Here is a 12,869-nt window from a genome sequence, read left to right on the forward strand (position 1 = left end):
TTCGTGGCGGGCCAGGACGTCGTCGAGGGCTGCGTCCAGTGCTTGGACGTCCAGCTCTCCGCTGATCCGGAAAGCGATCGGCATGTTGTAGACCGGGGAGGGGCCTTGTAGTTGGTCGATGAACCACAACCGTTGCTGGGCATACGACAACGGAACGCGCTCGGGGCGCGGCATGGCCTGCAGCGGCGAGCGAGCGGGCCCGCCACGATGCGAGTGCAGATAGTCGGCGAGACCCTCGACCGTGGACGCGTCGAACAGATATCGCACCGGTACTTCTCTGCCCAGCGCGAACTGCAGCCGCGCGCTCACCCGGGTAGCGGTCAAGGAGTTTCCACCCAGGGCGAAGAAATCGTCATCGAGCCCCGCTCGGCCCCGACCCAATACCTCCGCGAACACCTCGGCGACGATCTTCTCGACCCGAGTCTGCGGCGCCCGGAAGGGCGTGGCGGCAAACATCGGTGCCGGCAAAGCCTTACGGTCGATTTTGCCCGAGGAGGTCAGCGGGAACTCGTCGAGCACCACAATCTGCGCCGGCACCATGTATTCGGGCAACCACGCGCTCAACCGCTGCCGGACGGCGTTGATCTCGGTGTTGGTGTGGGGGGCATTGGCGTGGGTGGTGATCCGATGGTCTCCGGTGGTGGGCAGGTAGAGATCGGTCAGCGGTGGGGCGTGCCGGCGGTGGCGGTCGGTGGGGGTGATGAAAACGGCATCGAGGGTGCCGGGCTGGGCGCCCCAGGTAACGGCAACGTGGTAACCGGTGGTTTCGCCCAAGCGGTGCAGCTGTTCGGGTGTAGTGGTGTCGGAAGTCGCGGAGGACCGGGCGAGCGCGTCGGCCAGGGGTAAGCCGTCTGCGAGGGCGCGTTCGATGCGGACATCGGTGATCAGTCCGGTACGGGGGATGCCGGTAATGCGCACGGTGGCGGGATGTCGGGAGATCAGCTCGGTGTGCAGTCCGCGCAGCCCTGCGAATCGGGTCCACGCCCAAGAGGGTGCTGTTGCCAGTGAGCGGACCGGAGTGGGCGTTCTGTGGACGATGACGTCGTAGCGGTACCTGTTGAGTTCGTTGTCGGCCGATCCGCGTTTGACCTGTATGTCGATTCCGGCCACCGACGGACGACCGGCGGCCCAGCCGGTGAAGAACTCGGGGGCCAGCAGCAATTCGGGTTCGCTGAGCACGGCGAGCCGGACTTGCCGGCGGATCTCGGCGGCGTCGGTGGTAGCGGTGGTGGCGGTGCGGGCCAGCGCGACCGCCGTGTGAAACGCTGCCTGCAGGGTGTGATTACGGACGTCGCCGATGAACATTGCCCCACCGGGGGCCAGCAGATCCATAGCGGCATCGCTCACCTCGGTCAGATAATCCTTATTGGGGAAGTACTGGACGACCGAGTTGAGAATGATCGTATCGAAGTAGCCCCGCGGCAATGCCTCGGTGACGTGAGCCGGCTGGGTCAGCAGCTGGACTCGGTCACGCCACGGGATCTGCAACTGCTCGAGCGAGTGCGCGAGATTGTCGATCGCCACCGCTGACACGTCGGTGGCAACATAGCGCTCACACCGCGGGGCGATCTGTGACAACACCAGCCCGGAGCCCGCACCGATCTCCAACACCCGCCGCGGCTGCAGCGCGAGGATCCGATCCACCGTGGCCGCACGCCACTCCAGCATCTCCTCGAGCGGAATCGGATCATCGGTGTAGCTGCTGTTCCAGCCCCGGAAATCCATGCCGAACTCCGACGACGCCACCTCGGCGTCGTACAGCTCGTTGTTCATGTGCCGCCACTGTCCGACGATGTCGGCATCGTGATCGGTGGCGGTGTGATCGAGGGTGATGTAGGCGATGAGGTGGGCGCCGGTGCTACTCCGGTGCATGGTTGCGGCGGCCTGGGTGACCTGTGGGCAGGCCAGCAGCGTGTTCTCGATTTCGCCGAGTTCGACGCGTTGCCCGCGCAGCTTGATCTGGGTGTCGGCGCGGCCCACGTACATCAGGGTGCCGGTGGAGGTCCAGCGCACCAGGTCACCGGTGCGATACACACGCGTCCCGGCGTCCCCGTAGGGGTTGGCCACGAATCGTTCCGCGGTCAACTCCGGCCGGCCCACATAGCCGCGCGCCAGCGCGGGCCCGCCCAGATACAGCTCGCCCACCACCCCGACGGGGGTCGGGTTCAGCCGCGCATCGAGCACGAGCGCGCATATCCCTGGAATCGGGGTGCCGATGCCGACCGGCTGCTTCGACGACAGTGGCGCAAGGGTGGCGCCGATGGTGGTCTCGGTGGGGCCGTAGCCGTTGAACATCTGCCGTCCCGGAGCCCAGGCGGCCACCAACTCCTCCGGGCAAGCCTCCCCGGTGGTGACCAGTGTGCCCACCCGGTCCAGCCGGGCCCGATCCAGCGAAGACAGCACCGTCGGGGTGAACACCGCCGCGCTGACCTGCTGGTCCCGCAGGAATGCGGTCAACGCCTCCCCGGCATACACCTGCGGTGGTGTCACCACCAGCGCCGCGGCCGACCCGGCTGCCCACAACATATCGAAGATCGACGCATCGAAACTCGGCGCGGCCACCATCGAAATCCGCGCATCTGCGCCCAGCCCGAACACCGCCCGCTGCGCCGCGGCCAACCCCAGCAGACCGGCATGGCTGACCGCCACTCCCTTGGGGGCACCGGTGGATCCCGAGGTGAACATCGCATAAGCGGTGTTGTCCACCCTCAGCCCAGCCTGCCGATCGGCGTCGGTGATCGCCTCCGTGGACCGCCCGGACACATCCGGAGCGTCGATGCGCACTATCGGACGCGCCGCGGCCCCGGCTACCGTGTCGGACCCGTAGGTCAATACGCACACCGCCCCCACCGCGTCCAGCACCGTGGAGATTCGCTCGGCTGGGTGGGCGGGGTCCAGCGGCACATACACCCCGCCGGCCTTGACCACCGCCCACCACGCCACCACCAACTCCACACGGCGATCCATCGCCACACCCACCGCGCGCTCCGGGCCCACGCCCTCCTCGATCAGCACCCGCGCCACCCTTGTCGACCACCGATCGAGCTCGCGATACGACACCTCCCGGGCACCGTCGACGACTGCCGGCGCGTCCGGGCCGGCCGCCACCGCCGCCGCCAGCAACTGCGGCCCCAACCCGACCGGCGCCGCTACTCGGGCACCGGACCACACCGACAGCACCAGATCGCGCTCGCTGGTGGACAGCAACGACACCTCTCCCACCGTCACCGACGAGTCCGCCACCACAAGGCGGTCGAAAAGCATTTCCAAACGGGTTATGTGCCTGTCGATGTCGTCGGCGGCGTACCGATCCGGATTCCACATGAACTGAATTCGCGGCGTGCCATCACCCAATTGGGGATAGATGTTGATTGCGCAGTCTTGTATGGGGTAGGTGGTCAATACGTTGTACGTCACTTCGGAAGAACCGAAATGCAACGGGGTGGCGAAGTCGAGAATGTTGATCGCCGGGCCGAATTCGATGTTCATGTCGGGTCGGGTTGCCTGGGCGATCAGGTCCGGCCAGCGCCGGAATTGTTGGTGCCGCAGCGCGCCGACCAGGGACTCGGCTACCCGATCGGTCAGTGCGCCGATGGTGTCGCCGTCATGGACTCGAATGAGCAGCGGCACCATGTTCGAGACCATTCCCGTACATTTTTTCAGTGCCGCGGTCGTGCGTGCCGACACCGGCAGAGACAACGAAACATCTTGCTGTCCTGTGGTTTTCGCGATGAACACCGCTACTGTCGCGACAACCCTTGCGACATCGAGTCGGACAGGCCGGTTCTCCTCGAATCGATGCGTGTACACCAGTTCGCGAACCAACGGGTGGCGTGGTGCCACCGGCCTGCGCGTCCCGCCCAGGTCGGTGATATCCAAAGGTTCACGCACGACGGTTTTCCAGTACTCGGCATCGGCACGACTGCGCGAAGACTGCTGATACTTCTGATCCGCGTTGCGGATCAGATCGAATTCGGAGAAGTCGACTTCGCCGGTCTCGGGCGCTGCTCCCGAATAGACGGCCGCGATGTGCCGGACCATGGTGTGGGCGCCGTACCCGTCCAAGAGAACGTGGTGTGTGCGCAGGTAGAAATACGACAGATCGTCGGTGATGCGCAGCAGCGCAAACTCGGTGAGTCGGTCACGGACCAGATCGATCGGACGGCGGTAGTCGTTGTCCATCCAGCCGCGCGCAGCGGATACCGGGTCGCGCTCGGCGCGCAGATCGATACAGCGAATGGTCCGCGGAAACGAGCGATCGACTACGAAAACCGGTTCGCCGTCGTCGAGGGACAGCCGCGCGCACGGTGTGCCGAACCGCGTTGCCGCCGATTCGCACGCAACCATGAGCCTCTCGGCGTCGACATCGTGATCGATCGCCAGGAAAACGGCAACGTTGTAAGGGACTTCGGGCCGGAGTTGCTGGGCAGCCCATATCGACCTCTGAGCGGCGGTTAAGGACCCCAGCACCTCCGGATGGACACCGTAGTTGAGCATGATGGCGAATTCCGTGTAGGTCTTCGAAGCGTCGAATTCCGGCAACCAGACGACCGATTCGGTGATCTCATGCCGGCTGTAGCGGTGATCGCGATGGCGCACAGTGCACCCATAGCCGTGGTCACGAGGGCCGATGCCGATCGGTTCAATCGAATGTTCATCGGGCAGAACTGGCTACCGCGATCTGCGGGCTTCCGGGGAGAACGGCTGCCTGCCTGCGCAACTCGAGGGTGATCGCCGGGTCGGCGTACCGGGCCAACGCGCGCATCGCCGACGGGCCGTAGGCGCGCAACGAGCTGATCAACGCGTCGTGCCAGTACGGAAAGATCACCAACGGCAGCGCCGGCGCCAGCATGACGAGGTGCAGTAACGAAGGCGGACGCGACAAGTCGATGATCAGCAGTTTCGCGGCGGCGCGGGTGCCTTCCGCGAACACCCGGGCAGCCAGCGGTGGTGGCAGATGGTGCAGGGACTGCACGAACACGGCGAGGTCGTAGTACCCGTCGGGCGAGTCGATGGCGGTCGCGTCCATCTCGCGCACGGTGGCCCGCGGATGACTGCCCAAATCACCTGCGGCGATGGCAGCGACAGAGGCGGGTTCGATGTCGGTGACCGTGACGTCGGCGGTGGGATGCATCTCCAGCAGCGCGCGCGACAGCCCACCGTGGCCGGAGCCGAGTTCCAGGATCTTGGGCTCGCGCACGTCGGTGACCTCGTCGAGCACGATGCGCGCGAGCTTCCGATGTATCCCGAAAAACCGTTCGCCGCGGTCCAGAGAACGAATTATCTTGCGCTTGCGATCATCGACGTCGTCGCGGTCGAGGTACTCCAGACGATCGGTTTCCAACCACCGGTCCAGCCACGACGCATCCGGTCCGCCGCGCGGCATGCGGTTGATGTCGAAGGTATCGGTGGTCATAGCGTTCACCCCCGCGTTACGGGAACCGTTATCGGTGGATGTGGCCATTCCGGCTCGGCGGTTGGCTGCGACCAGCCGCATCAGGAACGAGGGCCGCGCGAGCCGGGCCGGCGGGTCGACGAAGTGCATCACTCGAAGGACCGCTTCGGCGACGGCCGGATCGTTCGCGGCGGCAGCCTGTGCCTTGTCTATGGGCCAGTTCACCAAGTGTCTCGGCACGCGACGCCATCCACCTCCCTGGGACACGGTGAAATCGGTGAACCGATTTCCCCGCCACACCGGGGCGATCTGTTTGGCGGTCGCTTTGAAGAATCGCCGGCTCACCTCTCCGTCGCGATCGGCCAGGCAGTCGTGCAGCGCGACGGCCTGCAGCGCGGCCATGGTCATGCCCTGCATATATACGGGGTTGAAGCTGCAGATCGCATCGCCCATCACCAGCAGCCCCGCGGGGAAGTGACGCAGCTTGTCATAGCGTCTCCATGTGCTGGCCGGGTAGTGCTGCGCAGACACCCCGCCGAGCGGCTCGGCGGACCGCAGCGCGTCGATCAGGGTAGGTGGCGCGAATTGCGCGGCACATTCGATTACGCCGGACAGGTCACGGGGAAGTTTGTACCCGCCTACGCCGAACAAGGTCAGGATCCAGGTGTCGTCCTCGTAGGCCACAGCCACCACCCCGGCCGGTCGTTCGGGCAGCGGACTGACCGAGAAACCCAGTTTCTCGCCGATCGTGCCCGCGGGGACCCGCAGAAATTGGCTGGCATAGTTCAGATGCACCGGGTAGCTCTGCTCGATCGGTCGCTCGCAGCCGAGGTTGCCGAGGAACGCCGGCGTATGCCCGGAGCGGCCCATCGCATCGACCACCAAGTCGGCATCCAACACGGATTCCTCACCCGTGTAGCGGTTGACCACCCGCGCGCCAGTAACCCGACGGTCCCGGTCGGTCGTGGGCTCGACGACGGCATGGCTGTCCAGAATTCTCACGTTCTCGATGGCGCGGACTCGCCGCCTGACATGGGAGTCCAAGAATGGTCGGCTGGGTTGATAGACGACCAGCGAGGCCGGGTCGGCAAACTTGTCCGCGACATCGAGCTCATGCCGGCCCAACCGGACATATACCTGCGATGGCTCATTGGCCAGGACTTTCGCGCCTGCCGCGACGAGTTCGTCGAGCACGCCGGGAAACAGCTGATCCAGGACGGTCGATCCCCTACTCAGCAGAGCATGGAAATGCCGTGCCTGGGGCACACCTCGCCGCTGCTCAGGACCGTCCGGCAGCGGATCCCGCTCGACGAGCGTGACCACCTCGTAGAAGTCCGACAGCACCCGGGCGGCGAGCAGCCCGGTCATACTCGCCCCGCAGACGATGGCTCGTTGTCCGAGTTTGCTCATAGCGCTCCCTGCCGCAACTTCGCCGTCGTCCTCCTCGGCGAGAACGTTGCCCGTCGACGCTTCGTCCTATTCAGCAAGCACGAACAGCAGGCATGCCGGGTTCAAATCGTCGAATCACCGGTAGCTTCGTCACGCCAGCTGATCTCGATCTCGATTTCGGTCTCGTCGCCGTCGACCTCGATTTCGAGCTCCACATGGACGCGCTCGGGGACGACGATGTCGATCGTGTCCCCGCCGGATCCCAGCTTCACCTCGGAGCCACCGGCAAGCGCCTGTCCGATCGCGATGAGCCGCTCGGCCACTTCTTCACGCGACAGTTCGGACTTTCTGTTGATCTCCAGCTTCGGCACGACAACTCCTGCCTCGATGCGAGACGGATCGATAACTGAACAATAGCTGGTGCGGGGGCGATGTCAGAGCGAACCGAGAACCCCGACTGTGCCGGTTTCGTCGAGGTTGTCGGCATCGTGCGCAGCCAAAACAGGCAACGGTCGGACGTGTCTGTGGGGCGCACGGCGAGTGCACCTCCGCGGCGGCACACAGGGCGCGGAATTCCCATCGGCGGCATTGAGATCCGGCATCTCTGCAGAAAGTGCCCAGGTGACACAGAGGGCGTCACTGGTCGTCCACTGCGTGGGCGAGTGCGCTCGAACGCGTGGACGTCCGGAGGTGGCACCGGTGACCGGAAACGGTGCACCTAAGAGGACCTCTTTCAAACCGTGAAGGTTTGAAAGAGCCCGCTTTGGTACGCCTAATCGGAACGCTTTCAAACACGCCGCGACCCCTGGAGCGGCTCATCGCCAAACTCGGTGAGCAGCCTGCTGGCGCTCAACGCACGAAGCTCGTACACAAGGTGACGTCGGCGAAACGTGAGCGACGGTCGTACAAGCCGAACCGAAAATTATCGCCGGAAGAGATACAGAATCTGGTTGCGCAGTACGAAGCTGGGTCGTCGATCGCTGATCTCGCTCGCCTGTTCGGAATGCATACGCAAACGGTTGACGCTCATCTGAAACGGCAGGGCGTAGAGAAACACGGGGCCTTCAGGCTGTCCTCTGAACAGGTCGATAAGGCAGTAGAGCTGTATGCCAATGGCTGGTCGACGATTGAAATCGCCAAGGAATTCAATATCACCACCAACACTGCCAACAGGAGCCTTATCCGCGCGGGCGTGACTCTGCGTAGTGCACGAGAGGGTCGATGGTACACGAAACGTAAGACAACGCGCCTCAAGAAAAGGAATAGCTGATCGACCAGGCCCCGGCTGAGCAGTAGCGATCCCTTACTGCTCAGCCGGATTTCCTCGGTCGCAGCCCCTATGCGATGTCTTCCAGAAGGTGATGCCCGATCAGCACCTGCCTATCTACAATTTGGGATACGTCAATATTTCGCCGCAAATCCTGCCATCTTTTCTAGGCATGCTTTTAGCGGCGCAGGCATAGTTTCCAGATTTACCGCATAGGCCGCAGCTCGATAGTGAGCCATCTTTTTCGTTCGCAGCTGGCCGCCGACAGCTGTCAGCTGAGCGACGAAATCAGGCCACTTCTCAAGCTCTGACTCAATATCGTCATGCCAGAGTGTAAAGTCTGCCGTCGACATCGAATCACCCTCGAACTTGGCGCCCGACGTAACACCGTTAGGAAGCCAATCAATGACTTCCTCTGTCTGTTTTCGATTACTCTCCAATGCTTCGAGTTGCTTCGACGATCCCGGCTCGTATTTTTCGCTACGCAACGAGCACATAGCGTCTCCATCGACAACTACATATATCGGCACCGCGAGCGCCTGCAAGATTGCACTGGGTACGCGAAGGTTCCCTTTGCCTCCCATGCAGAGCACTGATACACCCGCAGCATCAAGTGGCATCCCGCAGCGCTCAGCTAGAGCTTCGATCACAACCTTGTCAGTATCGCCCTCGACGAGTACAACACGATCGGAGAAGAATCCCTCCGAAAAGGAGGTAGGCAACTCCTTGGTTACGACCTTACTCACAGACTCTTCACTCTTGCCAATATCCGCGGCGATCTGAGCAAATGAAGTGCTTTTAATTGTCGATTGGTTGCCGACGATCCCGAATCGCCGCAAGGCTGAAAACTGCTCTGGACGTACGAAGTACGGGCTGTGGGTGGCAACAATCACCTGAACGTTCGGTTCCTGTGCCAGATTCGTCAGCACGCGAGCAAACGTTCGTGCTCTCACTGGGTGCTGGTAAATCTCGGGCTCCTCGATGCAGATGATCAGCGAGGGAAGTTGTTCCAACTCTGCGGCCAGCCGAGCATCGGCATCCTCGACCTCTTCGCCGTCCTGGATGACATGGCTGTCTGCGGCGCTCGCGGCGTCCGGAACCATCGCCTGCAGCATTGTCATCATGATCGCACGCTGCGTCCCGTGACCTTGCCGTGCGACATCATTCGCGATGCCGTTGACGATCACATCGGTCCTCACCGACACCGACGACCTAGGCTGCCATTCCGGAATATCAGGGGTGAACTTGATCGACGTTCCAGGAATGAACTGGTCAAGCCGCGCGTTGATCCGTGCTGCTTGGACATCCGTAGACTTGGCGACTCCTTCGCGAACAGACTTCTGCAACTCGTCAATCGCGTCGCTATGTTTCACGCGCCAGTCTGCGTGGGCCTTTTCCCCGGCCGCAGCCATCAGTGCTCCGACCAGTTCGTTTAGGGCAGTCTTCTTTCCGATGGCTCCTACTTCGCCAGCGATGTTCAACGCGGCCGGCACAAAGACCATTCGGCTACATTGGTTAATGACCGTTGTGCCAATAGCGCCGAAGAGATGAGAAGCATCAACGTCAGGGGTCTGTTCTAGCTTGTCTGCATTCGCCGGATCTGCCTCCCAATCTTCAAGCGCGGTTACTATGGCCGCCTTCGCTGCCTTCCCGCCAAGGTCGGGAAGCTCTGGAAATTTATCGCGCAACGCAATGTAGGCGGGGCGGTACTCGCCCACTTTCGTTCCGTCGCGTGCTTCCGCGAAACCTGGCCCTTGCATGGCGTTACCGACAATCTTCTCTTTTCCATCGGCCGCTGTCCAGGTGCGCCTAAAAGTCGCCTGCTCACCCAACCCGTACTTTCCGAGGCGTCGCCGGTCGGCGGGGGTGAGGGAATCGAAGGTCACCATGACAGATATGTAGCGCTGATCGCCTTCCACGACTGGCTCCGGCTCCGGCGAGCTTCCATCCCGATACACGTCGGCAATGCCGAGTCCGCCGCCCTTGAAAAACCAGTCGAGCGCATACACCACCGACGACTTTCCGGACCCGTTGGGGCCGATCAACGCCGTATAGTCGTCAAGACTGATATCCAAGTCTTGTATGCTCCGGTAGTTCTTTATATTGATTCGTCTGATATACACCTTAGGGCTTCTCCAATGAGTCCATTATCTCACACCCGCCGTTATCGGCCTTGCTGAGCTTTCCGCGACACCACTGGCGACTGATCGCCAATTTACGAAAATTGGCAGCATACGTACAAGCGGTTACTCGCGGGAGAACCACCGCGACTTCCCGCAGGCCGTATTTGGCGTGCGCGTCAGTCGCGTTGAAGAGCTGGTGACCGCATCAATATGGGGGAGTGGAGCTTCGCGATCACCAGGGAAACAAAACGAGATTTCGAACCCAAGCCGGCGGGCAGAGGAATCATGTACCCAGCGGATTGGTGCGGATGAGCCGATCGGCGCCGATTACGAACAGCGGCCCCGTTTTGGCTCCCGTCAACTACGCGAGCTGGATCAACTTCCAGTCGACACCCTTGCCGTCATACGGCGGCATGATGTTGCCTCGGACGCCGGCCGCGGTGGTCGACGGTGCAGCGACAACCTGCCAGACACCGCTTTCCGGACACACTGATCCTGTGTGAGCAATCATTCCAGCCTGACTCATGCCGAGCCATCCTTTCACTGACGAGCCGCGACGTCCGTCCGCCCGGGTGGTATCAGCGGTAAAGCTCTGATCACGATGTGTCCGACGTAACTGACATCCGCGCATCCGGCTGGTAATTTCGGCGCCCTACCGCCAAGTAGACGCGAAACCCCAGGACCAGAGCCCCACAGGCATCTGATCCTGGGGTTTGCTGTGTACCGAGGAGGGAGCCTACATCGGTATTGCTGATTGTGGAAAGTCTGTTTTCCCGTCTCGTCGATCACATTGACCTTGTGGTGCGCGAAATACTCGCAGATGTGCCGTGTGCGAGTAGGCAAAGCACGCTCCCATCAGGCATGATTGCCCGTTTCAAATTAAGTCAACCGACCGGTATTGGACGTACGATTCGTCCTAGGCTTGAATGAAAAACATGGCCAAATTGTCTATTGCTGTCTGGTTGCCATGGCGAATTGCGGACCATGGATGACCATTTGTAACCGAAAACGGGGCAGGAGTCTCTTCGTACGCTCGCGACCCAGGACAAGCCGACCGAGCCGGCGACCGTTGATGGCCTGGCTTGGCTCCGACCGCCGGCCTGAGCGAGATGCAGTGGCATCGCCCTCGACTGCTCGGCATACCTGGGTGGACGCGCCGTAGCAACAACATGTCGGGGGAGGGCAAGCGATGATGGGCACTCATAGCCACGAGCACGTTCATGATCGCCATACGGGACGTGGTCGGGAATCGGCGGCGGTTGGTATGCGGGCACCGTTCAGATCCATATGCGGCAGGATCGACGTTGCGGCGAAGGCTAACCTCGAAGTCGGGACGACATCCTCAGCCACTCGCTGCCGAGTGACGATAGCGGACCAGCTCGCATCGAGATCGGCAAACCTCGCCGCCGTCCCGGATGGTGCGGAATGTTGGTGGCGCGCCCCTCAATCGTTCTAAATCTCCGCTCGGCACCAGCCAAGCCGTTGCGAGCGTGCCGTTCTTGATGGGGATCAGGGTGAACAGGAGATCCAGATCATGCCTGAATCGGAATGTTGCCGCGACTATCTGCGCCTGGAATCACCGCGGGCGACTGCCAATCCGTCCGACATGCGTGCTTTGACTTGTACTGCCAGCGTGGCGGTGTGATCACGCAGGTGGAACACCAGGCCGACGCCTTCGTCATCGACGATCGAGGCGGAGACATTCAATTGGCCATGGGTGGCCAGGATGCAGCTCGCCGCGACCAGGTACTCGGCCGCTTTGCCCAAGCGAGTGGAATCAGCGGACTTCTCCAGATAGCTGGGGCGTTCATCCGTAGCGACCTCTTCCTGCACGTCATCGAAGCTGCCGAGGTCCTGCGTTTTCCGGTGGCGCCCAGCGGAAAGCCGTTCATCGGACCATGCTTGCGACACGCGCGAAGGCGGCTGCGATGTCGTCACGGTTCCGGCGGCCGGTGTCTTTATCAACCTGGTTGATCGACAGCGGACCTGGATGCGCAGTGAACAGGACCTCGGCACCGTGAAACCGTCGATGGCTCTTGCCGACTGCGGCGTGCCAGGCTGGCCAGGCCTGCGACTTGCCCATGACGATGACCGCGGCGAGGTCACCGGGCAGTAGGTCGACCACCTCCTCCAGGTACCGTCGCGCCCGCCGAGCTTCCGATCCCAATGTTCGCCGGCCTTTCGCGGGATTGGCGACCCACCACGGAATGACGTTCCACGGAACATAGTCGGCGTACTGGAGGGACGTCTCCTCGCACAGTTTGTACACGTTGTGCGCGGTCTGGTCGTTGTTGTGCAGGCTGATGAAACCGGATTCGCCATCGGCCGCGCCGGAGGGATCTTGTAGCAGCATAAGCACTTTTGCCCCATCCGATGCTGACCAGGGATCGAAGTACGGGATGCTCTCGCCGGTGGCGGTCCGCAGTTGATCCACCCAATGGTTCAGTTCGCCGATCGGGCCGCTGTAGCGGTCGGCCAGCCGCTCCTCGACGTTTTGGGGCATCACCAGCTTGCTCAACAGCTCACCGCGGTCGTATGCGAGCCGGTTTTTCACACCACGGTAGGAGGGAGAGGCCATGCCGTTAGTGTCGGTATCTGGCTGACCGCCGTTAGCGCCGCACGGCACGAATGCCGCCAAGTCGGTCGGTTCTATGGATCTCTACAAAGGGGGCTGGCCGCAGAGAAGGCTTCACTT

General features: G+C 62.3%; 6 protein-coding genes and 1 pseudogene. 1 reads left to right on the plus strand and 6 read right to left on the minus strand.

Annotated features, from left to right (window positions below):
* From IG65_RS0127665 to IG65_RS0127675, 3 genes and pseudogenes are all read right to left on the minus strand, one after another.
* The coding region (locus IG65_RS0127665) for a non-ribosomal peptide synthetase (protein WP_030517886.1) at positions 1-4,599 on the minus strand (4,599 nt) is incomplete at its 3' end.
* Between the two features lie 55 nt (positions 4,600-4,654).
* Positions 4,655-5,416 carry a class I SAM-dependent methyltransferase gene (locus IG65_RS37205; RefSeq protein ID WP_081879817.1) on the minus strand — a complete coding sequence of 254 codons (762 nt, stop codon included), beginning with the start codon at positions 5,414-5,416 and terminating at the stop codon, positions 4,655-4,657.
* 1,496 nt (positions 5,417-6,912) lie between these two features.
* Positions 6,913-7,155, minus strand: a pseudogene (locus IG65_RS0127675) (amphi-Trp domain-containing protein); the annotation flags it as partial.
* Positions 7,156-7,532: 377 nt separating this feature from the next.
* Here IG65_RS0127675 and IG65_RS38005 point away from each other — a divergent pair.
* Positions 7,533-8,054, plus strand: coding sequence for a hypothetical protein (locus IG65_RS38005; protein WP_156055796.1), 522 nt, complete (start codon positions 7,533-7,535; stop codon positions 8,052-8,054).
* 131 nt (positions 8,055-8,185) lie between these two features.
* Here IG65_RS38005 and IG65_RS0127685 read toward each other — a convergent pair whose 3' ends face one another.
* From IG65_RS0127685 to IG65_RS36150, 3 genes are all read right to left on the minus strand, one after another.
* Entirely contained in the window at positions 8,186-10,174 is a 1,989-nt protein-coding gene (locus IG65_RS0127685) for an ATP-dependent endonuclease (protein ID WP_081879808.1), read from the minus strand.
* A 1,560-nt stretch (positions 10,175-11,734) separates the two neighbouring features.
* The gene (locus IG65_RS35190; protein ID WP_197039947.1) at positions 11,735-12,085 is read right to left on the minus strand and encodes a hypothetical protein; all 351 of its coding nucleotides are present in this window, start codon (positions 12,083-12,085) and stop codon (positions 11,735-11,737) included.
* Positions 12,063-12,752, minus strand: a complete 690-nt coding sequence (locus IG65_RS36150; RefSeq protein ID WP_156055798.1) for a hypothetical protein — start codon at positions 12,750-12,752, stop codon at positions 12,063-12,065. Before IG65_RS36150 ends, IG65_RS35190 begins: the two co-directional genes overlap by 23 nt.
* Positions 12,753-12,869: the final 117 nt, after the last annotated feature.

This window comes from Nocardia sp. NRRL WC-3656 (genome assembly GCF_000720265.1).
GTDB lineage: Bacteria > Actinomycetota > Actinomycetes > Mycobacteriales > Mycobacteriaceae > Nocardia > Nocardia nova.

Coding starts and splice junctions, on each gene's coding strand:
- IG65_RS36150 (WP_156055798.1), bottom strand. CDS start 12,752: ATGGCCTCTCCCTCCTACCGTGGTGTGAAAAACCGGCTCGCATACGAC.
- IG65_RS37205 (WP_081879817.1), bottom strand. CDS start 5,416: ATGACCACCGATACCTTCGACATCAACCGCATGCCGCGCGGCGGACCG.